A 20,601-nucleotide genomic window follows, 5' to 3' on the forward strand; every position below is an offset into this window, starting at 1 on the left:
TTGAACACCGGCACGGGCCGGGGAGGGCCATGCGCCCGCCCCGGCCCGTCGTCGTATGACAGGAGAGACACAAGGTGCAGCTGGTAGTTGCGCGGATCGGCCGCGCCCACGGCATCAAGGGCGAGGTCACCGTCGAGGTACGCACGGACGAGCCGGAACTCAGGCTCGGCCCCGGGGCCGTACTCACCACCGACCCGGCCGCGACCGGACCGCTGACGATCGAGACCGGCCGGGTGCACAGTGGCAGGCTGCTGCTGCGTTTCGAGGGCGTACGGGACCGTACGGCGGCCGAGGCCCTCCGGAACACCCTGCTGATCGCCGACGTCGACCCGGCGGAACTTCCGGAGGACCCCGAGGAGTTCTACGACCACCAGCTCATCGACCTCGATGTGGTCCTCGCCGACGGCACCGGGATCGGCCGGATCACCGAGATCTCGCACCTGCCGTCCCAGGACCTCTTCATCGTGGAGTGCCCGGACGGCAGCGAGGTGATGATCCCGTTCGTCGAGGAGATCGTCACCGAGATCGATCTGGAGGAGCAGCGCGCGGTCATCACCCCGCCGCCCGGCCTGATCGACGACAGCCAGGCCGTGGTCTCCTCCGCACGGGACGACGAGGCCGCCGAGCAGGAGAACGAAGCCTGATGAGGCTCGACGTCGTCACGATCTTCCCCGAGTATCTGGAACCGCTGAACGTCTCGCTCGTCGGCAAGGCCCGCGCCCGCGGCCGCCTCGATGTGCACGTGCACGATCTGCGGGACTGGACGTACGACCGGCACAACACGGTCGACGACACCCCGTACGGCGGCGGTCCCGGCATGGTCATGAAGACCGGGCCATGGGGCGACGCCCTGGACGAGGCGCTGGCGGACGGGTACGAGGTGGGGGCGTACTCCCCGGTGCTCGTGGTGCCCACGCCCAGCGGCCGCCCGTTCACCCAGAAGCTCGCCGTGGAGCTCTCCGAGCAACCGTGGCTGATCTTCACCCCGGCCCGCTACGAGGGCATCGACCGCCGGGTGATGGACGAGTACGCCACCCGGATGCCGGTCGTCGAGGTCTCCATCGGCGACTACGTGCTGGCCGGTGGGGAGGCCGCCGTACTCGTGATCACGGAGGCGGTGGCCCGGCTGCTGCCCGGCGTGCTCGGCAATGCCGAGTCGCACCGCGACGACTCCTTCGCCCCCGGCGCCATGGCCGATCTGCTGGAGGGCCCGGTCTTCACCAAGCCCCCCGAGTGGCGCGGCCGGGGCATTCCGGACGTCCTGCTCAGCGGCCATCACGGGAAGATCGCGCGCTGGCGGCGGGACGAGGCGTTCCGCCGCACCGCGCTCAACCGGCCCGATCTGATCGAGCGCTGCGAGGCGAGCGCCTTCGACAAGAAGGACCGTGAGATCCTCTCCATCCTCGGCTGGTCCCCGGAGCCCGGTGGCCGATTTTGGCGCAGGCCCGAAGCCGTGGAAGAATGAGCCACTGCTGTACGTCCGGTGTGCGCCCCTGCCACAGGGGGAACGACGCCCGCCCGACGCGATCAGCACCCCATTTCCTTACGATCTCCCGTCGATGACCTGTGGCATCGGCGAAGAAAGCAGACAACATGGCTTCCCTGCTCGATGGCGTCAACGCCGCTTCCCTGCGTACGGACGTCCCGGCGTTCCGTCCCGGTGACACCGTCAACGTCCACGTGCGAGTGATCGAGGGCAACCGCTCCCGTATCCAGCAGTTCAAGGGCGTAGTCATCCGCCGCCAGGGCGCTGGCGTCAGCGAGACCTTCACGGTCCGCAAGGTCTCCTTCAGCGTCGGCGTCGAGCGCACCTTCCCGGTGCACAGCCCGATCTTCGAGAAGATCGAGCTCGTCACCCGCGGTGACGTCCGTCGCGCCAAGCTGTACTTCCTCCGTGAGCTGCGCGGCAAGGCCGCGAAGATCAAGGAGAAGCGCGACAACTGAGCTGGCTCCCAGTTCCACGGCTTGGCCGGATAAGCTCTGGCCCCGATGGACACGGAAGCTGAGCACCCGGAGCGCGACCGCTCTTCCGCACCCGAAGCAGGGGCTGAGGAGAGGTCGCGCTCTTTGCGTATCCCGGACCGGTTCGCCTCGTTGTCGTGGCGGCGTGCAGCCGTCCTCGGCGCCGTCTGCTCGGTCTTCCTGCTGCTCTTCAGTACCTATGTGCTGCAGCCGTTCCTGATCCCCAGTGGCTCGATGGAGTCCACCCTGCGGGTGGGGGACCGGGTGCTCGTCAACAAACTGGCGTACCGTTTCGGCTCCGTACCGCACCGCGGTGACGTGGTGGTCTTCGACGGCACCGGATCCTTCGTCCAGGTGGCACCCGCCGAGAACCCCGTCACCGGGCTGCTGCACGGCGCGGCAGCGTCCCTGGGGCTGGCGGAACCTGCCGAGACCGACTTCGTGAAGCGGGTGGTGGGCGTGGGGGGCGACCGGGTGGTCTGCTGCGACAAGCGGGGCAGGATCGAGGTGAACGGGCGGCCGGTGGACGAGGAGTATCTCCATTCCGGCGACGACCCGTCCCGGGTGGCCTTCGACATCGTCGTCCCCGACGGCAGGCTGTGGATGATGGGCGACCACCGGAGCAACTCCCGCGACTCCCGTGACCATCTCGGAGAGCCCGGCGGCGGCATGGTGCCGGTCGACATGGTCATCGGCCGGGTGGACTGGATCGGCTGGCCGCTGGGCCGGCTGGGCTCGATCCCGGAGACCGGCGCCTTCGACTCCGTACGGGTACCTGGCGGGACACATGGGTAACCGCGGACGGGCAAGCGACGCGTCCGACGCCGACGTTCCGCTGCCGACCGACACCAGGCCGACGGCCGCGCGCTCGCTGCCGACCCGGGCTGAGCGACGCAAGCTGGCACGCCGGGTCAAACGGCGGCGGCGCAGGTCCGCCGTGAAGGAGATACCCCTCCTCATCACCGTGGCGCTGCTCATCGCACTCGTCCTCAAGACGTTCCTGGTGCAGGCCTTCGTGATCCCGTCCGGGTCGATGGAGCAGACGATCCGGATCGGCGACCGGGTGCTGGTGGACAAGCTGACGCCCTGGTTCGGATCCAGGCCCCAGCGCGGCGACGTGGTCGTCTTCAAGGACCCGGGGAACTGGCTGCGACAGGAGAACGTCGCGAAGAAGGATCCACCCGTCGTCGTCAAACAGGTGAAGGAAGTGCTGACCTTCATCGGGCTGCTGCCGTCCGACGACGAACAGGATCTGATCAAGCGGGTGATCGCCGTCGGCGGTGACACCGTGAAGTGCTGCGACAAGGACGGCAGGGTCACCGTCAACGACGTACCGCTCGACGAGCCCTATCTGCATCCGGGCAATCCGCCCTCCACGCTCAAATTCGAGGTAAAGGTTCCGGCCGGCCGAATCTTCGTCATGGGCGACCACCGCTCCAATTCCGCCGATTCGCGCGTCCACCTGGACGAGCCGGATCACGGCACGGTCTCCGAGGACGAGGTCGTGGGACGGGCTGTCGTCATCGCCTGGCCCGTCGGGCACTGGCGGAGACTGGAAGAGCCCGAGACGTTCGCTTCGGTCCCGGACGCGCGCGCCGGGACGTCGGTGGCGTACGCACCGTCGAATAGTGTGTCGTCCCAGGACCTCAATGGAAGGGTCCGGCTCCCGACCCCTGCGGAACTCCCGCTCGTTATGGGAGTGGTGGGCCTGCACCGACTAGGGGGCAGGCGGTGGCACGGAGTGAGGAGTGGATGTGGGGGATTTGGTGGTCGGCGCACGATCCGGACACGACGAACCCGAGGACCGGCCCGAGAGCGAGAGGTCTGCCGAGGCGACGCCGGGCCGGGCGGAGAGTGACGGCGACTCCCCCGACGGTGGTGGTAGGGCTCCGGGGCAGCCACGCTCCTTCTGGAAGGAGCTGCCCCTGCTCATCGGCATCGCGCTGATTCTGGCGCTGCTGATCAAGACGTTTCTGGTGCAGGCGTTCTCGATTCCCTCGGACTCGATGCAGGACACGCTCCAGCGGGGCGACCGGGTGCTGGTCGACAAGCTGACCCCCTGGTTCGGCGCCGAGCCGCAGCGCGGCGAGGTCGTGGTCTTCCACGACCCGGGCGGCTGGCTGCCGCCCGGCGAGTCGATGCCGCAACCCAACCTCGCGCAGAAGTTCCTCAGCTTCATCGGACTGATGCCGTCCGCCGAGGAGAAGGACCTGATCAAGCGGGTCATCGCGGTCGGCGGTGACACGGTGGAGTGCAGCAAGAACGGGCCGGTCGTTGTCAACGGCAAGGCGCTGGACGAGCAGTCGTTCATCTACCCGGGGAACACCCCGTGCAACGACGAGCCGTTCGGGCCGATCAAGGTGCCCGAGGGCCGTATCTGGGTGATGGGCGACCACCGCCAGAACTCCCTGGACTCCCGCTACCACCAGGCGCTGCCGGGCGGCGGCACGGTCTCCAACGACGAGGTCGTCGGCCGAGCCATCGTCGTGGCGTGGCCGATCAACCGCTGGGCGACCCTGCCGGTCCCGAGCACCTTCGACCAGCCGGGGCTGAACGCCGCGATGGGGCTGGCGCCGGGAGCACTCGGTGTAGCCGGAGCGCTGCCCCTCGTGTTGTGGCGTCGCAAGAGGCTGACCGCCGGGCGTACTGCCGGGTAGGGTGCCGACTCGGATCAGCGATTGTCGATCTCCGAGGTGGGGGGACGCTGGGATGAGTGGAACAGGACGTACGGGTGACGGCCACGGTCGGCTCGGCAGCATGCTGTCGGGGCTGGCCGTGGCCGTCGGCTGTGTGCTCTTCCTCGGCGGGTTCGCCTGGGCGGCGGTGGTGTACAAGCCGTACACCGTGCCGACCGAGTCGATGACGCCGACGGTGAACGCGGGTGACCGGGTGCTCGCGGAGCGGGTGGACGGCGCCGAGGTGCGCCGCGGTGACGTGGTGGTCTTCAAGGACCCCGCGTGGGGCGACATGCCCATGGTGAAGCGGGTCGTGGGCACCGGTGGCGACAGGATCGCCTGCTGCGAGAAGAACGGCCGGCTCACCGTCAACGGCAAGCCCATTGAGGAACCGTATCTGCAGACCAAGGGCCTCGCCTCGGTGAAGAACTTCACGGCGGAGGTGCCCAAGGGGCAGCTCTTCCTCCTCGGGGACGAGCGCAGCGGCTCCCTGGACTCCCGGGTCCACCTCGACGACCCGGGGCAGGGTTCGGTACCGCGCAGTGCCGTGCAGGCCCGGGTGGACGCCATCGCATGGCCGATGAACGGGATGATCGAGCGACCGCAGGCGTTCGCGGACCTTCCCGGCGGGGTGTCGAAGCCCGGACGGCTGGAGCTGCAGATCGGGGCCGTGGTGGCGGGTGTGGTGCTCATCGTCGGCGGCGCGGCGTACGGGCCGATCGCGGCGCGGTCCGCACGGCGCAGGCGCGGACAGGGCGGGAAGGTGCCTGCGGGTGCCCGCTGAGACCCGGAAGGTCGCCCGGGTGATCCTGCTCGACCCCGACGACCGCATTCTGCTGATGCACGGCTACGAACCGGACAACCCCGACATCACGTGGTGGTTCACGCCCGGAGGCGGCCTGGAGGGCGACGAGACCCGCGAGGAGGCCGCGCTGCGCGAGCTCGCCGAGGAGACCGGGATCACGGACGTGGAGCTCGGCCCCGTGCTCTGGCAGCGCGTCTGCTCCTTCCCGTTCGACGGGCGGCGCTGGGACCAGGACGAGTGGTACTACCTGGCACGAACCACGCAGATTGATACGGATCTGAGCGGGCTCACAGGGCTGGAACAGCGCAGTGTCTCGGGCCTGAGGTGGTGGACCTACGTCGAACTGTCGGTGGCGCGTGAGACGGTGTACCCGACCAGGCTCGCCGGGCTGCTGCGCACGCTGCTCGACGAGGGTCCGCCGTGTACGCCAGTGGTTCTGGCCCCCGAAATCGTCTAAGCCTTCGGGGGCGCGGGAGCCTGGCGCACAATAGGTGGACGCACGGCTGAAGGGGAACATGCCAATGAGTGCCGAGGACCTCGAAAAGTACGAGACCGAGATGGAGCTGAAGCTCTACCGGGAGTACCGAGATGTCGTCGGTCTGTTCAAATATGTGATCGAGACCGAACGGCGCTTCTACCTCACCAACGACTATGAGATGCAGGTGCACTCGGTTCAGGGTGAGGTCTTCTTCGAGGTGTCCATGGCGGACGCATGGGTCTGGGACATGTACCGGCCCGCCCGGTTCGTCAAACAGGTACGTGTGCTGACGTTCAAGGACGTCAACATCGAGGAGCTCAACAAGACGGATCTCGAGCTCCCGGGCGGCTGAGCAGGTCGGTCCGAGCCCACCTGGGGCGGTCGACCCTGCCGGTCGGCCGCCCCTTCGGGCCGTCCTGATCCGGGTGGCCGGCCTCCGGTCGCCCGTGGGCGGTCACGCTTCCGGGTGGCGGGGTTGTCCACAACCGCCGAGTTGTCCACCAAGATCCACCAGCCGGGGCCGGACGCGTCAGAGTCGGTGCCGGAGGTGGTGCCGACATGAACGCACGGGGGGCACTCGGGCGGTACGGCGAGGATCTGGCGGCGCGGCTGCTGACCGACGCCGGCATGGCCGTACTGGAACGGAACTGGCGCTGTCGCGCTGGTGAGATCGACATCGTCGCGATGGACGGGGACGCGCTGGTCGTCTGCGAGGTCAAGACCCGCAGGGCGGGGGCGTTCGAGCATCCGATGGCGGCCGTCGGCCCGGTAAAGGCGGAACGGCTGCGGCGGCTCGCCGAGATCTGGCTCGACCGGAACGGCGGCCCGCCGCCGGGCGGGGTGCGGATCGATCTGATCGGCGTGGTGCTGCCCAGACGGGGCGCGCCGGTCGCCGAGCATGCGCGCGGGGTGGCCTGATGGGGTTCGCGCGGGCGTGCTCGGTGGCGCTGGTCGGCGTCGAAGGCGTGGTGGTGGAGGTCCAGGCGGACCTGGAGCCGGGGGTGGCGGCGTTCACCCTGGTCGGTCTGCCGGACAAGAGCCTGGTGGAGAGCCGGGACCGGGTCAGGGCCGCCGTGGTCAACTCCGGGGCCGAGTGGCCGCAGAAGAAACTCACGGTCGGGCTCTCCCCGGCTTCCGTGCCCAAAGGAGGCAGCGGCTTCGATCTCGCTGTCGCGTGTGCCGTACTCGGCGCGGCCGAGCGGATCGATCCCTCGGCCATCTCCGATGTGGTGATGATCGGGGAGCTCGGCCTCGACGGCCGGGTGCGGCCGGTCCGCGGTGTGCTGCCTGCCGTGCTCGCCGCGGCGGAGGCGGGGTACCGGAAGGTCGTCGTGCCCGAACAGACCGCGGGCGAGGCGGCGCTGGTGCCCGGGGTCTCGGTCCTCGGGGTGCGGAGCCTGCGGCAGTTGATCGCCGTGCTCAGCGACGAGCCGGTACCCGACGAGCGGGAGAGTGACGAAGAGGGACGCCCCTCCACGATGCTGGCGGGGCTGATGGTGCCGGGCGCGGGCATCGGCACCGGACTGGCACGGGTCTTCGCACAGGGCGAGGGACATCACCCGGACCTGTCGGACGTCGCCGGCCAGGAGACTCCGCGTCTGGCCCTCGCGGTCGCAGCGGCGGGCGGGCATCATCTGCTGCTCTCAGGACCCCCGGGCGCGGGCAAGACCATGCTGGCCGAGCGGCTGTCCGCGATTCTGCCGACGCTGACCCGGCAGGAATCCCTGGAGGTGACCGCGGTGCACTCGGTGGCGGGCATTCTGCCGCCGGGCGAACCGCTGGTCACCCGGGCGCCCTACTGCGCACCGCACCACTCGGCGACGATGCAGTCGCTGGTCGGCGGGGGGAACGGATTGCCGAGGCCCGGGGCGGTCTCGCTGGCCCACAGAGGTGTGCTGTTCTTGGACGAGGCGCCGGAGTTCTCCGTCCGGGCGCTCGACGCACTGCGCCAGCCGTTGGAGTCGGGGCATGTGGTGGTGGCGCGCAGCGCCGGGGTGGTTCGGCTGCCCGCCAGATTTTTGATGGTGCTGGCGGCCAATCCCTGCCCGTGCGGGCGCCACACCCTCATCGGCGCCGGTTGCGAATGCCCGCCCTCTTCGGTCCGCCGCTACCAGGCGAGACTCTCCGGGCCGCTGCTCGACCGGGTGGATCTGCGGGTGGTCGTCGCACCGGTCACGCGCGAGGACCTGATGGGCCGGGGAGTCCGGGGCGAGTCCACGGCCGTCGTCGCGGCGCGGGTACGGGAAGCCAGGGCCCGGGCGGCAGAACGACTTGCGGGCACGGGATGGACCACCAACAGCGAGGTACCCGGCCATGAGCTGCGAACCCGGCTGCTCACGGCGCCGGGGGCGCTCATGGAGGCCGAACGGGACATGGAGCGGGGGCTGCTCACCGCGCGGGGACTCGACCGGGTGCTGCGGGTGGCGTGGACCGTCGCCGATCTGCGCGGCGCGGATCGCCCGGAGGCGTCCGATATCGCGGTGGCCCTGGAACTGCGGACCGGGATCGCCCGGGGAGCCTTGGCCCGGGGCGGGGCGTCATGACGCCGGAGTCGGTGGGAGACCGCGAATCGGGGCGCGGGCAGGAGGCGGTGGGCGGCCGGCAACCGGTACGTGCGCCGGGGACGGTGGGGGAGCGGGAGCGGCTGGCACGGGCTGCGCTGACCCGCGTGCTGGAGCCAGGGGACGAGCACGGTGGCCGCTGGCTGCGCCAAGTCGGCGCCGTCGAGCTGATGCGGCGGCTCACGTCCAGGGACGGGACCGTGGAAGAGCTGAGCGGCATGACGCCGAAGCGGCTCGCCGGATACCGGTTGCGGGTCGGGTCCGCCGAGCCCGAGCGGGACCTGGCGGCGGTCGCCGCGGTGGGCGGCCGCCTGGTCTGTCCCGGTGACCGGGAGTGGCCCAGCCAGCTCGACGACCTGGGCGACTCCAGGCCGACCGCGCTCTGGGTGCGGGGCCGGCCCGATCTGCGGCTCTGGGCGCTGCGTTCCGTCGCCGTGGTCGGCGCCCGCGCCTGCACTCCGTACGGGGCGCATATGGCGGCGAGCCTAGCTTCCGGGCTGGCGGAGCTGGGGTGGGTGGTCGTGTCGGGCGCCGCGTTCGGGGTGGACGGGGCAGCACACCGCGGCGCACTCGCGGCCGGCGGGGCGACCATGGCGGTCCTGGCCTGCGGCGTCGATGTCGCCTATCCCCGAGGCCACGCCGAGCTGATCGGACGCGTGGCGGAACAGGGTCTGGTCATCGGCGAGTTGCCGCCGTCCGATCATCCGACACGCAGCAGATTTATCCTTCGGAACAGGGTGATTGCCGCGTTGACACGGGGAACGGTCGTGGTGGAGGCGCAATACCGCAGCGGCTCGCTGGTCACGGCGCGCAGGGCTCAGCAGCTCGGCCGCTTCACCATAGGGGTTCCGGGACCTGCCACCAGCGGGCTGTCGGCCGGTGTCCATGAACTGCTCCGGGGCGAAGGCGTCCTGGTCACGGACGCCTCGGAGGTGGCCGAACTGGTGGGGGACATCGGTGATCTCGCTCCCGCCCGACGCGGCCCTCTGCTTCCCAGGGACCTGCTGGACGCCGTCTGCGCCCGGATCCTCGACGCCCTGCCCTCCCGCGGTTCCGTCAACGCGAGGGACGTCGCCCGCACCGCGGGGACCGGCGCCGACGAAGCGCTCGGCAGGTTGTACGAACTCCACTCACTGGGGTTCGTCGAACGTGATGGCGATGGATGGCAGTTGACGCGGCGGTCGGCATGCGATGGGGACGCGCGGCGAGGCGGTCCTTGACCTGGAGCATTCGGGTGAAAAGGTGATGCCGATGACCTCGGCGGATCCTTCAGCGACCCCTCCGGGTCCGCTGCACAGGCGACGGGTCCGGAGCGTAGTCGTGTCCGTTCCCCCAGAAGTACCCGACGCCGATGCTCTATCCTGCGCGCACCGCGACGCTTCAGTCACGCTACGCTCACAAGGAATCCGGCTCAGACACAAGTCCCCCAGCACTTCACAGCAGAACGGCTCAAGGCACCACATGCCCCAGCACACCTCCGGGTCTGACCGCGCAGCAGTGCCACCCGCTGCGCGTGGCACTGTGCGCCCCCCTGCCCCCTCCTCGCTCGACGAGTTGTGGCGTTCGTACAAGTCCACGGGCGACGGCCGGCTGCGGGAGCAGCTGATCCTTCACTACTCGCCGCTGGTGAAGTACGTCGCGGGCCGGGTGAGCGTGGGACTGCCGTCCAATGTCGAGCAGGCGGACTTCGTCTCCTCGGGAGTCTTCGGACTGATCGACGCGATCGAGAAGTTCGACATCGAACGGGCCATCAAGTTCGAGACGTACGCGATCACGCGCATCCGCGGCGCGATGATCGACGAGCTCCGGGCGCTCGACTGGATCCCGCGCTCCGTACGGCAGAAGGCGCGGGCCGTGGAGCGCGCCTACGCGACACTGGAGGCGCAGCTGCGGCGTACCCCGTCCGAGGCGGAGGTCGCGGCGGAGATGGGCATCGCGCTGGAAGAACTGCATGCGGTTTTCAGCCAGTTGTCGCTGGCGAACGTGGTCGCGCTGGAGGAGCTGCTGCATGTCGGTGGCGAGGGCGGCGACCGGCTGAGCCTGATGGACACCCTGGAGGACACCGCCGCCGACAATCCGGTGGAGGTCGCCGAGGACCGTGAGCTCCGCCGGCTGCTCGCCCGGGCGATCAACACGCTCCCGGACCGCGAGAAGACTGTCGTCACCCTCTACTACTACGAGGGGCTCACTCTTGCCGAGATCGGCAACGTGCTCGGGGTGACCGAGAGCCGGGTCAGCCAGATCCACACCAAATCGGTGCTGCAGCTCCGCGCGAAACTGGCCGACGCGGGACGTTGAGCAGGCGTCCGGCCGGGCGATGTTGGCTGCCCGCCCCCCTCTCGAACACCTGCCGCCGTAGAGTGGATCCGTGCCCAGGATTCGAGCGGCCTCCGTGGCCGAGCACCGGACCATGCAGCGCGGCGCCCTCCTGGACGCTGCCCGCTCCCTGCTGTCCGAGGGCGGTACGGAGGCGTTGACCTTCCCCGCTCTCGCCGAGCGCACGGGCCTTGCACGGTCCTCCGTCTACGAGTACTTCCGTTCCCGCGCGGCCGTCGTCGAGGAGCTGTGCGCCGTCGACTTCCCCGTCTGGGCGGCCGAGGTCGAGAACGCGATGGAGCGGGCGCAGACGCCCGAGGGAAAGATCGAGGCGTATGTACGCCGCCAGCTCGATCTGGTCGGGGACCGGCGGCACCGCGCTGTCGTCGCCATTTCGGCGAGCGAGCTGGACGCGGGCGCACGGGAGAAGATCCGGGCAGCGCACGGCGGGCTGATCGCCATGATCGTCGAGGCGCTCGGTGACCTCGGCCATGAACAGCCGAGGCTGGCGGCGATGCTGCTGCAGGGCTCGGTGGACGCCGCCGTGCGCCGTATCGAACTGGGCGTGGCGGAGGCGCCCGGGGTGATCGCTGACACCGCCGTCGCCATGATCCTGCGGGGCATACGGGGCTGACGCTGGTACCCGGCCGCCGCCGCGACGAGGAGCACGGCAGGGTCTGCGTACCCGTCGGCGCCCGGCGCCCGCGGCTCCGGTACGCCGAACACCGGCAGCAGCCGCGAAGGACCCCGCCGCAGCAGCGCCGGAGGCAGCAGCGACAGCGGATCCAGATACGCGTCACCACGCCGCAGCCCCCAGTGCAGACACCCGGACTCGCAGTGGAACGGCCCGGCCTCCATGACCGCGACCGTCTGGCCGGCGCGGACCTCGTCACCTTCCGAGACCAGCGCCCGCACCGGCTCGTACGTCGTGCGCAGCGGCGGATCACCGGTCCCCGCCACCTCGATCGCCAGCACCCCCCGTCCTGCGACGCGCCCCGCGAACGAGACCCGGCCGTCGGCGGCGGCTCGCACCCGGGCACCCGGCGAGGCGGCGAGGTCGACGCCACGGTGCCCCCGCCCGTAGGTGCCGGCCGGCGGCTCCCACCCCCGTACGACCGCGGGCCGCCCCGCGAGCGGCCACGCGCGCCCGCCGTCCGGCGTGGGGTCGTCCGCGGCGGCACCGCCCGCATCGCACAGCATCGTGAGCACGGCCATGAACGTCGCCACGAGCGCCGCCCGGGCCTGGCGAGCCGTCGGTTCTGGTGTGTATCGCATGACCCGAACCGTTCCGCACCCGGCGGATTCGTGAGGATCATGGACCGGATCTGTGGACTACTCGCCGGTTGTGGACAGCGCCGTCACCCAGCACTCGACGGGTCCCGTACACTTCTTGTGGCGATCCGGGTCACCGGGTCGACTTCGCACGCCCCGCCATCTCCCTCTTTGCGGACGGTGGCCGCGCTCCTCGGTCCCTTGTGGCACGGCGCGTCGGGGCGTCAGGCGCGACCGCAATCCTGCGGTTGCGATAACCGAGTACCTCAAGGAGTACGGCCATGGCCGTCGTCACGATGCGGGAGCTGCTGGAGAGCGGCGTCCACTTCGGTCACCAGACCCGTCGCTGGAACCCGAAGATGAAGCGCTTCATCTTCACCGAGCGCAACGGCATCTACATCATCGACCTGCTCCAGTCGCTGTCGTACATCGACCGCGCCTACGAGTTCGTCAAGGAGACCGTCGCGCACGGCGGCTCCATCATGTTCGTGGGTACGAAGAAGCAGGCCCAGGAGGCCATCGCCGAGCAGGCGACGCGCGTCGGCATGCCGTACGTCAACCAGCGTTGGCTCGGTGGCATGCTCACCAACTTCTCCACCGTCTACAAGCGCCTTCAGCGTCTGAAGGAGCTTGAGCAGATCGACTTCGAGGACGTGGCCGCCTCCGGCCTCACCAAGAAGGAGCTCCTGGTCCTCTCCCGCGAGAAGGCCAAGCTGGAGAAGACCCTCGGTGGTATCCGCGAGATGCAGAAGGTGCCCAGCGCCGTCTGGATCGTCGACACCAAGAAGGAGCACATCGCCGTCGGTGAGGCGCGCAAGCTCCGCATCCCGGTCGTCGCGATCCTCGACACCAACTGCGACCCCGACGAGGTCGACTACAAGATCCCGGGCAACGACGACGCGATCCGCTCCGTCACCCTGCTCACCCGCGTGATCGCCGACGCCGTCGCCGAGGGCCTCATCGCCCGTTCCGGCGCTGCGACCGGCGACTCGAAGCCGGGCGACAAGGCTGCCGGTGAGCCGCTCGCCGAGTGGGAGCGCGACCTGCTCGAGGGCGACAAGAAGGCAGACGCCGAGGTGCAGACGTCCGCCGAGACCGAGAAGGTCGCGGACGCCGCCGAGGCACCGGCCGAGGCCGAGGTCGCGGACGCCGCCGAGGCCGCTGCCGAGGCTCCGGTCGTGGACGCTGCCGAGGCTCCGGTCGTGGACGCTGCCGAGGCTCCGGCTGCGGACGCCGAGCAGGCCTGACAACTCCGTCACGGCTGAATGACGGCGGGGGCCGGTGCCACAGGCACCGCCCCCGCCGTTCACCCGTAGATCTTTCAGACTTCGAGAGAGAAACACAGACTCATGGCGAACTACACCGCCGCTGACGTCAAGAAGCTCCGCGAGCTCACCGGCGCCGGCATGATGGACTGCAAGAAGGCGCTCGACGAGGCCGACGGCATCGTCGACAAGGCCGTCGAGGCGCTCCGTATCAAGGGTCAGAAGGGCGTCGCCAAGCGCGAGGGCCGTTCTGCCGAGAACGGTGCCGTCGTCTCCCTCATCTCCGAGGACAAGACCTCCGGCGTCCTGCTCGAGCTGAAGTGCGAGACGGACTTCGTCGCCAAGGGCGAGAAGTTCCTGGCCGTCGCCGACGCTCTCGCCGCCCACGTCGCCGCGACCTCGCCGGCCGACCTGACCACGCTGCTCGCCTCCGAGATCGAGGCCGGCAAGACTGTTCAGGCCTACGTCGACGAGGCCAACGCCAACCTCGGCGAGAAGATCGTCCTGGACCGCTTCGCGCAGTTCACCGGCGGTTACGTGGCTGCGTACATGCACCGCACCATGCCCGACCTCCCGCCGCAGGTCGGCGTCCTGGTCGAGCTGGACAAGGAGAACGCCGAGGTCGCCAAGGACGTCGCGCAGCACATCGCCGCCTTCGCCCCGAAGTACCTCAACCGCGACGAGGTCCCGGCCGAGACGGTCGAGAACGAGCGTCGTGTCGCCGAGGCCACCTCTCGCGAGGAGGGCAAGCCCGAGGCCGCCCTTCCGAAGATCGTCGAGGGTCGCGTCAACGGCTTCTTCAAGGACGTCGTCGTCCTGGAGCAGGCCTTCGCCAAGGACAACAAGAAGTCCGTCCAGAAGGTCCTGGACGAGGCCGGTGTCACCCTGAAGCGCTTCTCGCGCATCAAGGTCGGCATCTGAGTCCGTCCGCGAAAAACGGTGGACCCCGATAGGGTCTAGTGCAGTCGTCGGCCGCACACCCGCCGTACGACCGCAGATCTGACGAGGAGGCCATTGCCGCTGAGGGACACCAGACCCACCGGCAATGGCCTTCTTCGTATGTGCACGAGGAGAATCTCCATGAACAAGGGCGCGGACGCCGCCAAAGGTGACCACAAGCGCGAGGACGGCAAGGTGGCCGGACGCTTCATGCTGAAGCTGTCCGGGGAGGCATTCGCCGGCGGCGGGGGCCTTGGTGTCGACCCCGACGTCGTACACGCCATCGCCCGGGAAATCGCGGCTGTCGTCCGGGGCGGCGCGGAAATCGCGGTTGTCATCGGCGGCGGCAACTTCTTCCGCGGTGCCGAGCTCCAGCAGCGCGGCATGGACCGGGCCCGGTCCGACTACATGGGCATGCTCGGCACCGTCATGAACTGCCTGGCGCTCCAGGACTTCCTGGAGAAGGAGGGCATCGACTCCCGCGTCCAGACCGCCATCACCATGGGGCAGGTCGCGGAGCCGTACATCCCGCTGCGCGCCGTGCGCCACTTGGAGAAGGGACGCGTCGTCATCTTCGGCGCCGGTATGGGCATGCCGTACTTCTCCACCGACACCACCGCCGCCCAGCGCGCCCTGGAGATCGACGCCGAGGGTCTGCTCATGGGCAAGAACGGGGTGGACGGGGTCTACGACTCCGACCCGAAGACCAACCCCGACGCGGTGAAGTTCGACGCGCTGGAGTACAGCGAGGTGCTCGCCCGCGATCTCAAGATTGCCGACGCCACCGCCATCACGCTCTGCCGTGACAACCAGCTGCCGATCCTCGTCTTCGAGCTGACCGCGGCCGGCAATATCGCCCGCGCCGTCAAGGGTGAGAAGATCGGCACGCTCGTGAGCGACCAGGGCACCCGGGCCTGACAACCGGGGGGCCGCCCGGGGGAATCCCCCGACGGCCCCGGGGCCGGCCGGGGACACCCGGGGGACGGTCCCGAAGGATGGACAACGGCCTGCCGGTCGGACACCGTGCAGGTGAGGACGCGACGCAGGACCCGCCGGGCCCGAGCACGCCGGGCCCAAGACACGCAGGAGCACGTGGTGATCGAAGAAACCCTCCTCGAGGCCGAGGAGAAGATGGAGAAGGCCGTCGTGGTCGCGAAGGAGGACTTCGCCGCGATCCGCACCGGCCGTGCGCACCCGGCGATGTTCAACAAGATCGTCGCCGACTACTACGGCGCGCTGACCCCGATCAACCAGCTGGCCTCTTTCTCGGTTCCCGAGGCGCGCATGGCCGTCGTGACGCCGTTCGACAAGAGCGCGCTGCGCAACATCGAGCAGGCCATCCGCGACTCCGACCTCGGCGTCAACCCGAGCAACGACGGCAACATCATCCGAGTGACCTTCCCCGACCTCACGGAGGAGCGTCGTCGCGACTACATCAAGGTCGCGAAGACGAAGGCCGAGGACTCCAAGATCTCGATCCGGGCCGTCCGCCGCAAGGCGAAGGAGACCCTGGACAAGCTGGTCAAGGACAAGGAGTCCGGCGAGGACGAGGTGCGCCGCGCCGAGAAGGAGCTCGACGACACCACTGCGAAGTACGTCGCGCAGGTCGACGAGCTGCTCAAGCACAAGGAAGCCGAGCTGCTCGAAGTCTGATGAACGACTCTTCCTGGGGCGCCCCGCAGGGAGCCGGCTACGGGGGTACGCCCGAGATGAGGGCTACCCCGGCAGGTCCTGCATACGATGTGCATGACGCCCAGCAGACTCGGCCCATGCCCATCGTGCCGGACGTTCCCGATGCAGGTAGAGACGCTGACGACCGTGACGACCGGAACGGGGGAGCCGCCGGCCGGCGCGGCGGTCCCCCGTACCGTGACGAGAAGCAGCAGGAGCCCATGTCCACCGCGCCGCCGCCCCCGCAGAAGAAACGTGCGGGCCGTGACCTGCGATCCGCAATAGGGGTCGGTGTGGGGCTCGGGGCCGTCATCGTCGCCTCGCTCTTCATCGTGAAGGCCGTCTTCATCGGCGTGATAGCGATCGCCGTCGTCGTCGGCCTCTGGGAGCTCACCTCCCGGCTGCAGGAGCGCAAGGGCATCAAGGCACCGCTCGTACCGCTCGCGATCGGCGGCGCGGCGATGGTCGTGGCCGGCTATGTGCGCGGAGCCGAGGGCGCCTGGGTCGCCATGGCCCTGACCGCCCTGGCGGTGCTCGTCTGGCGGATGACCGAGCCGCCCGAGGGGTACCTCAAGGACGTCACGGCCGGTGTTTTCGCCGCGTTCTACGTACCCTTCCTGGCCACCTTCGTCGCGATGCTGCTGAGCGCCGACGACGGGCCGCAGCGGGTCCTCACCTTCCTCCTGCTGACCGTGGTCAGCGACACGGGCGCGTATGCCGTCGGCTGGCGCTTCGGCAAGCACAAGCTCGCGCCGCGGATCAGCCCCGGGAAGACCCGCGAGGGACTGTTCGGAGCCGTCGCCTTCGCGATGGTCGCCGGTGCGCTGTGCATGCAGTTCCTGATCGACGACGGCACCTGGTGGCAGGGGCTGCTGCTCGGCCTCGCCGTAGCTGCCAGCGCCACCCTGGGCGACCTGGGCGAGTCCATGATCAAGCGGGATCTCGGGATCAAGGACATGGGCACGCTGCTCCCCGGTCACGGCGGGATCATGGACCGACTGGACTCGCTGCTGCCGACCGCTCCGGTGGTCTGGCTCCTGCTGGTGCTTTTCGTCGGCGCCAGCTGAGAAGCCGGGCCGCCCGCCAGCCTGACCTGCGTTTTATGAGTGAGGGTCCGTTGTCCACAGGACGGCGGGCCCTCACTCATCTGTGTGCGCGATGAGCCCGGACTCGGCAGGCGCACGCTTCCGCGGGGTGATGCCGAACGATGCGAGGGGCCGCGATCCGAGGTACGGGAAGGTGTGCCGCCGGAGTTGTGTCTCCGTCGTTGCCCGAGACGCCAGGTGCTGGACTAGGCCGCGCCGTATTCGTGCGGTCTCCCGCCCTGCCACGACACCCACCGGGGGTCGTCCAGCACGTCATCGGCGTCCGGCAGGCCGGCGCGGCGCAGGAACTCGACCACGTCGGCGTCGCTGCGAGCGAGGCCTGCGGTCTGAGCGCGGATCGTGACTCGACGGCCACCCGCTCCCGCTGCTCGGTGCACGGTGATCGGTACGTCACGCGTGTCCTCGGGGTCCGACAGCTCGTGGCTCAAAGCACTCCTGGCTCTCTTGGCTTTCGGTCAGGCCGACAGTACGGGCAAACCGCGATGCCGTCCTGCGTAAGTGCGTGCAGGGCCTGATCGCGCCGCATCGTCCGCGTTCTCTTTCCGCTCATGGCGCAGTCGCCCGTGCGGACGGCGTCGGTCTGGGGCGCGCCACCCGCGTTCCTCCGGCTCAGCGATGGTGCGATCTGTTCTCCCGGCCGGGACGCCTGCCACTCGCACACGAGGCGCAGGCGATCCGGACGAGAGAGATTTTCGGACACATATTCGATTCTAGTGCCGTGACCGGCAATGTTTGCCCCATGAGGAGCGTCGTCGAGCGTGCGTGCTGGGCGGCGCGACGGGGCAAAGCTTGCCGGGAGGGGCACCAGGTGGCGGTGGGCTGCTGTGTGCACCACGTGCGTGTCGTGCGATCGGTCACGGTCCGCGGGCGCGGCCGGGCCGTCTGTGGGCCGTCGGAGGGCCGCCGACGGCGACCGGCAAGGATCACCGCCGGCCGGGCGCGGTCGCACCTGTCCCTCCTGAGCCGGCGACGACTGCTGGCACCACGGCGTGTCTGCGACACTGGAGGAACCATGCCTAAGCCCGGAGAACTCACTTTCGTCGCGCCCCGCGGAGCCAAGAAGCCGCCGCGGCACCTCGCCGACCTCACGCCCGCCGAGCGCAAGGAAGCCGTCGCCGCGATCGGCGAGAAGCCGTTCCGCGCGCAGCAGCTGTCACAGCACTACTTCGCGCGGTACGCGCACGACCCGGCCGAGTGGACCAATATCCCGGCCGGTTCACGGGACAAGCTCGCCGAAGCGATGTTCCCCGACCTGATGTCCGTGGTCCGGCATATCAGTTGCGACGACGACACCACCCGTAAGACGCTGTGGAAGCTGCACGACGGGACGCTGGTCGAGTCCGTCCTGATGCGCTACCCGGAGCGGGTGACGATGTGCATCTCGTCGCAGGCCGGATGCGGGATGAACTGCCCGTTCTGCGCGACGGGGCAGGCCGGTCTGGACCGTAATCTGTCGACCGCCGAGATCGTCCACCAGATCGTGGACGGCATGCGTGCGCTGCGCGACGGGGAGGTTCCGGGCGGGCCCGCGCGGCTCTCCAACATCGTCTTCATGGGCATGGGCGAGCCGCTCGCCAACTACAAGAGGGTGGTCGGCGCGATCCGTCGGCTGACCGACCCGGAGCCGGACGGTCTCGGTCTTTCGCAGCGCGGCATCACCGTCTCCACCGTGGGCCTGGTGCCGGCCATGCTGCGCTTTGCCGACGAGGGCTTCAAGTGCCGTCTCGCCGTCTCGCTGCACGCGCCGGACGACGAGCTGCGGGACACGCTCGTGCCGGTGAACACGCGCTGGAAGGTGCGCGAGGTGCTGGACGCCGCGTGGGAGTACGCCGAGAAGTCCGGCCGCCGGATCTCCATCGAGTACGCGCTGATCCGCGACATCAACGACCAGGTCTGGCGCGGTGACCTGCTCGGCCGGCTCCTCAAGGGCAAGCGCGTCCATGTCAACCTGATCCCGCTCAACCCGACGCCCGGCTCGAAGTGGACCGCCTCCCGGCCCGAGGACGAGAAGGCGTTCGTCGACGCGATCGCCTCCCACGGAGTGCCCGTGACCGTGCGCGACACCCGCGGCCAGGAGATCGACGGGGCCTGCGGGCAGCTGGCGGCATCCGAGCGCTGAGGCCGAAAGGGCCCGTGTAGCCTGGGCCCGAAATCAACTTCATATTCCGACAGGGGAGCGCCACAGCGCTGAGAGTGCGGCACCGAGGACAGGTTGGCCGCAGACCCTCTGAACCTCGCCCGGGTCATTCCGGGTAGGAAGTTCGGTCATCAACTCATGCTGTTGTGCCCTGCCCGCTTCTCCAAGGGCAGGGCCGCGTCTCTTCCTGGTCAAACCCAGGAGGAATTCATAATGAGCACCACCCGCACCACGCGTGGGACCAAGCAGCTCGCGGCGACGGCCGTCGCCGCCGCTCTCGGCGTCACGGCACTTGCCGGTTGCGGCAGTTCCGACGACTCGGCCTCGGGGTCCGGCGACACGAAGGGCTCCGGCTCCAAGACCGTGACCCTCGTCAGCCACGACTCGTTCAACGCCTCCAAGGACGTGCTGAAGGCGTTCACGAAGGAGACCGGCTACACGGTCAAGGTGCTGAAGAGCGGTGACGCAGGCGCTGCCCTCAACCAGGAGATCCTGACCAAGGGCTCCCCGCGCGGCGATGTGTTCTTCGGCGTCGACAACACGCTGCTCTCCCGCGCCCTCGACAACGGACTGTTCATCCCGTACGAGGCGAAGGGCATCGACCGGGTCGCGGCCGATGCCCAACTGGACGCGGCCAAGCACCGGGTCACCCCTGTCGACACCGGCGATATCTGCATCAACTACGACAAGAAGTACTTCGCCGACAAGAAGCTCGCGCCGCCGAAGACTTTCGACGACCTGGCGAAGCCCGCGTACAAGAACCTCCTCGTCACCGAGAACGCCGCGACCTCGTCGCCCGGTCTCGGCTTCCTCCTCGGCACCGTCGCCACCTACGGCGAGAACGGATACCAGGACTACTGGAAGAAGCTGAAGAGCAACGGCGTGAAGGTTGTCGACGGCTGGGAGCAGGCGTACAACGAGGAGTTCTCCGGGTCCGCGGGCGGCAAGCAGGCCAAGGGGGACCGGCCGCTCGTCGTCTCGTACGCCTCCAGCCCGCCGGTCGAGGTGCTCTACGCGAAGCCGCAGCCGAGCGTGGCTCCGACCGGGGTCGCGACCGGGACGTGCTTCCGTCAGATCGAGTTCGCCGGTCTGCTGAACGGCGCGAAGAACGAGGCGGGCGGCAAGGCGCTGCTGGACTTCCTGATCAGCAAGAAGTTCCAGGAGGACATGCCGCTCAACATGTTCGTGAACCCCGTCACCAAGGACGCGAAGCTGCCGGAGCTCTTCACGGAGTTCGGCGCTACGGTCGACAGGCCCACCACCGTGGCCCCGGACGCCATCGCCAAGAACCGTGAGCAGTGGGTTCAGTCGTGGTCCTCGCTCGTAGTGAAGTAGCGAAGGCTCCCGTACGCGGTCCGGGCGCGGACGGGAACGGTTCGCGCGCCCGGTCCGGCCTCGCGAACCCCCGGCGCGC

Annotated in this window: 23 protein-coding genes and 1 pseudogene; 21 read left to right on the forward strand and 3 right to left on the reverse strand. The window is 69.3% G+C overall.

What is annotated here, in order from left to right:
• The first annotated feature begins 74 nt into the window (after positions 1-74).
• From rimM to ACWD6R_RS14520, 14 genes are all read left to right on the forward strand, one after another.
• Positions 75-644: a ribosome maturation factor RimM gene (rimM, locus tag ACWD6R_RS14455; protein WP_451818974.1), complete on the forward strand. Its 570-nt coding sequence runs from the start codon at positions 75-77 to the stop codon at positions 642-644.
• The gene (trmD, locus tag ACWD6R_RS14460; RefSeq protein ID WP_451818975.1) at positions 644-1,465 is read left to right on the forward strand and encodes a tRNA (guanosine(37)-N1)-methyltransferase TrmD; all 822 of its coding nucleotides are present in this window, start codon (positions 644-646) and stop codon (positions 1,463-1,465) included. Before rimM ends, trmD begins: the two co-directional genes overlap by 1 nt.
• 128 nt (positions 1,466-1,593) lie before the next feature.
• On the forward strand, positions 1,594-1,944 hold the full coding sequence (rplS, locus tag ACWD6R_RS14465) for a 50S ribosomal protein L19 (RefSeq protein ID WP_451818976.1): 351 nt from the start codon (positions 1,594-1,596) through the stop codon (positions 1,942-1,944).
• Positions 1,945-1,989: 45 nt separating this feature from the next.
• A complete protein-coding gene (gene lepB / locus ACWD6R_RS14470; RefSeq protein WP_451818977.1) occupies positions 1,990-2,757 on the forward strand; it encodes a signal peptidase I in 768 nt (255 codons plus the stop codon).
• Positions 2,750-3,820 (forward strand): signal peptidase I, encoded by a 1,071-nt coding sequence (gene lepB, locus ACWD6R_RS14475; RefSeq protein WP_451818978.1) that lies wholly within the window; start codon positions 2,750-2,752, stop codon positions 3,818-3,820. Before lepB (ACWD6R_RS14470) ends, lepB (ACWD6R_RS14475) begins: the two co-directional genes overlap by 8 nt.
• Positions 3,726-4,619 (forward strand): signal peptidase I, encoded by an 894-nt coding sequence (gene lepB / locus ACWD6R_RS14480; RefSeq protein ID WP_451819003.1) that lies wholly within the window; start codon positions 3,726-3,728, stop codon positions 4,617-4,619. Before lepB (ACWD6R_RS14475) ends, lepB (ACWD6R_RS14480) begins: the two co-directional genes overlap by 95 nt.
• A gap of 52 nt (positions 4,620-4,671) precedes the next feature.
• Positions 4,672-5,421, forward strand: a complete 750-nt coding sequence (gene lepB, locus ACWD6R_RS14485) for a signal peptidase I (protein WP_451818979.1) — start codon at positions 4,672-4,674, stop codon at positions 5,419-5,421.
• A complete protein-coding gene (locus ACWD6R_RS14490; RefSeq protein ID WP_451818980.1) occupies positions 5,411-5,899 on the forward strand; it encodes an NUDIX hydrolase in 489 nt (162 codons plus the stop codon). Before lepB (ACWD6R_RS14485) ends, ACWD6R_RS14490 begins: the two co-directional genes overlap by 11 nt.
• Before the next feature lie 64 nt (positions 5,900-5,963).
• Positions 5,964-6,272, forward strand: coding sequence for a DUF2469 domain-containing protein (locus tag ACWD6R_RS14495; RefSeq protein ID WP_008745401.1), 309 nt, complete (start codon positions 5,964-5,966; stop codon positions 6,270-6,272).
• Between the two features lie 206 nt (positions 6,273-6,478).
• Positions 6,479-6,838, forward strand: coding sequence for a YraN family protein (locus ACWD6R_RS14500; protein WP_451818981.1), 360 nt, complete (start codon positions 6,479-6,481; stop codon positions 6,836-6,838).
• Positions 6,838-8,463, forward strand: coding sequence for a YifB family Mg chelatase-like AAA ATPase (locus ACWD6R_RS14505; protein ID WP_451818982.1), 1,626 nt, complete (start codon positions 6,838-6,840; stop codon positions 8,461-8,463). Before ACWD6R_RS14500 ends, ACWD6R_RS14505 begins: the two co-directional genes overlap by 1 nt.
• On the forward strand, positions 8,460-9,701 hold the full coding sequence (gene dprA, locus ACWD6R_RS14510) for a DNA-processing protein DprA (RefSeq protein WP_451818983.1): 1,242 nt from the start codon (positions 8,460-8,462) through the stop codon (positions 9,699-9,701). The genes ACWD6R_RS14505 and dprA overlap by 4 nt, the downstream gene beginning before the upstream one ends.
• A 241-nt stretch (positions 9,702-9,942) precedes the next feature.
• Positions 9,943-10,779 carry an RNA polymerase sigma factor WhiG gene (gene whiG / locus ACWD6R_RS14515; protein ID WP_266981018.1) on the forward strand — a complete coding sequence of 279 codons (837 nt, stop codon included), beginning with the start codon at positions 9,943-9,945 and terminating at the stop codon, positions 10,777-10,779.
• 94 nt (positions 10,780-10,873) lie between these two features.
• Positions 10,874-11,431, forward strand: a complete 558-nt coding sequence (locus ACWD6R_RS14520; protein ID WP_451819004.1) for a TetR/AcrR family transcriptional regulator — start codon at positions 10,874-10,876, stop codon at positions 11,429-11,431.
• 65 nt (positions 11,432-11,496) lie between these two features.
• On the opposite strand, the pseudogene ACWD6R_RS14525 reads toward ACWD6R_RS14520, so the two are convergent.
• Positions 11,497-12,072, reverse strand: a pseudogene (locus ACWD6R_RS14525) (murein hydrolase activator EnvC family protein); the annotation flags it as partial.
• Between the two features lie 278 nt (positions 12,073-12,350).
• On the opposite strand from ACWD6R_RS14525, the gene rpsB reads away from it, so the two are divergent.
• The 5 genes from rpsB to ACWD6R_RS14550 all read left to right on the forward strand — a co-directional run bounded on the left by rpsB (position 12,351) and on the right by ACWD6R_RS14550 (position 17,011).
• A complete protein-coding gene (rpsB, locus tag ACWD6R_RS14530; protein WP_451818984.1) occupies positions 12,351-13,316 on the forward strand; it encodes a 30S ribosomal protein S2 in 966 nt (321 codons plus the stop codon).
• Between the two features lie 102 nt (positions 13,317-13,418).
• Entirely contained in the window at positions 13,419-14,255 is an 837-nt protein-coding gene (tsf, locus tag ACWD6R_RS14535) for a translation elongation factor Ts (RefSeq protein WP_451818985.1), read from the forward strand.
• A gap of 159 nt (positions 14,256-14,414) precedes the next feature.
• On the forward strand, positions 14,415-15,191 hold the full coding sequence (gene pyrH, locus ACWD6R_RS14540; protein ID WP_266981013.1) for a UMP kinase: 777 nt from the start codon (positions 14,415-14,417) through the stop codon (positions 15,189-15,191).
• 177 nt (positions 15,192-15,368) lie between these two features.
• Positions 15,369-15,926: a ribosome recycling factor gene (gene frr / locus ACWD6R_RS14545; protein WP_451818986.1), complete on the forward strand. Its 558-nt coding sequence runs from the start codon at positions 15,369-15,371 to the stop codon at positions 15,924-15,926.
• A complete protein-coding gene (locus ACWD6R_RS14550) occupies positions 15,926-17,011 on the forward strand; it encodes a phosphatidate cytidylyltransferase (protein WP_451818987.1) in 1,086 nt (361 codons plus the stop codon). Before frr ends, ACWD6R_RS14550 begins: the two co-directional genes overlap by 1 nt.
• Before the next feature lie 224 nt (positions 17,012-17,235).
• Here ACWD6R_RS14550 and ACWD6R_RS14555 read toward each other — a convergent pair whose 3' ends face one another.
• Together ACWD6R_RS14555 and ACWD6R_RS14560 are read right to left on the reverse strand one after the other, a co-directional pair.
• Positions 17,236-17,478 carry a hypothetical protein gene (locus tag ACWD6R_RS14555; protein ID WP_451818988.1) on the reverse strand — a complete coding sequence of 81 codons (243 nt, stop codon included), beginning with the start codon at positions 17,476-17,478 and terminating at the stop codon, positions 17,236-17,238.
• Positions 17,475-18,125 carry a DUF6233 domain-containing protein gene (locus tag ACWD6R_RS14560; protein ID WP_451818989.1) on the reverse strand — a complete coding sequence of 217 codons (651 nt, stop codon included), beginning with the start codon at positions 18,123-18,125 and terminating at the stop codon, positions 17,475-17,477. The genes ACWD6R_RS14555 and ACWD6R_RS14560 overlap by 4 nt, the downstream gene beginning before the upstream one ends.
• On the opposite strand from ACWD6R_RS14560, the gene rlmN reads away from it, so the two are divergent.
• Both rlmN and ACWD6R_RS14570 read left to right on the forward strand, forming a co-directional pair.
• Positions 18,063-19,169 (forward strand): 23S rRNA (adenine(2503)-C(2))-methyltransferase RlmN, encoded by a 1,107-nt coding sequence (rlmN, locus tag ACWD6R_RS14565; protein WP_451818990.1) that lies wholly within the window; start codon positions 18,063-18,065, stop codon positions 19,167-19,169. The two genes, ACWD6R_RS14560 and rlmN, sit on opposite strands and share 63 nt — an antisense overlap.
• Positions 19,170-19,400: 231 nt before the next feature.
• A complete protein-coding gene (locus ACWD6R_RS14570) occupies positions 19,401-20,522 on the forward strand; it encodes a thiamine ABC transporter substrate-binding protein (protein ID WP_451818991.1) in 1,122 nt (373 codons plus the stop codon).
• Positions 20,523-20,601 lie beyond the last annotated feature (79 nt).

Source organism: Streptomyces sp. NPDC005151, assembly GCF_053599875.1.

What these genes read in the sequence shown, in the direction of transcription:
- lepB (WP_451818977.1), top strand. Translation starts at nt 1,990, where the DNA reads ATGGACACGGAAGCTGAGCACCCGGAGCGCGACCGCTCTTCCGCACCC.
- ACWD6R_RS14495 (WP_008745401.1), top strand. Translation starts at nt 5,964, where the DNA reads ATGAGTGCCGAGGACCTCGAAAAGTACGAGACCGAGATGGAGCTGAAG.
- ACWD6R_RS14505 (WP_451818982.1), top strand. Translation starts at nt 6,838, where the DNA reads ATGGGGTTCGCGCGGGCGTGCTCGGTGGCGCTGGTCGGCGTCGAAGGC.
- ACWD6R_RS14500 (WP_451818981.1), top strand. Translation starts at nt 6,479, where the DNA reads ATGAACGCACGGGGGGCACTCGGGCGGTACGGCGAGGATCTGGCGGCG.
- rpsB (WP_451818984.1), top strand. Translation starts at nt 12,351, where the DNA reads ATGGCCGTCGTCACGATGCGGGAGCTGCTGGAGAGCGGCGTCCACTTC.
- dprA (WP_451818983.1), top strand. Translation starts at nt 8,460, where the DNA reads ATGACGCCGGAGTCGGTGGGAGACCGCGAATCGGGGCGCGGGCAGGAG.
- trmD (WP_451818975.1), top strand. Translation starts at nt 644, where the DNA reads ATGAGGCTCGACGTCGTCACGATCTTCCCCGAGTATCTGGAACCGCTG.
- rlmN (WP_451818990.1), top strand. Translation starts at nt 18,063, where the DNA reads ATGCCTAAGCCCGGAGAACTCACTTTCGTCGCGCCCCGCGGAGCCAAG.
- ACWD6R_RS14570 (WP_451818991.1), top strand. Translation starts at nt 19,401, where the DNA reads ATGAGCACCACCCGCACCACGCGTGGGACCAAGCAGCTCGCGGCGACG.
- rplS (WP_451818976.1), top strand. Translation starts at nt 1,594, where the DNA reads ATGGCTTCCCTGCTCGATGGCGTCAACGCCGCTTCCCTGCGTACGGAC.
- whiG (WP_266981018.1), top strand. Translation starts at nt 9,943, where the DNA reads ATGCCCCAGCACACCTCCGGGTCTGACCGCGCAGCAGTGCCACCCGCT.
- lepB (WP_451818979.1), top strand. Translation starts at nt 4,672, where the DNA reads ATGAGTGGAACAGGACGTACGGGTGACGGCCACGGTCGGCTCGGCAGC.
- ACWD6R_RS14550 (WP_451818987.1), top strand. Translation starts at nt 15,926, where the DNA reads ATGAACGACTCTTCCTGGGGCGCCCCGCAGGGAGCCGGCTACGGGGGT.
- tsf (WP_451818985.1), top strand. Translation starts at nt 13,419, where the DNA reads ATGGCGAACTACACCGCCGCTGACGTCAAGAAGCTCCGCGAGCTCACC.
- pyrH (WP_266981013.1), top strand. Translation starts at nt 14,415, where the DNA reads ATGAACAAGGGCGCGGACGCCGCCAAAGGTGACCACAAGCGCGAGGAC.
- lepB (WP_451818978.1), top strand. Translation starts at nt 2,750, where the DNA reads ATGGGTAACCGCGGACGGGCAAGCGACGCGTCCGACGCCGACGTTCCG.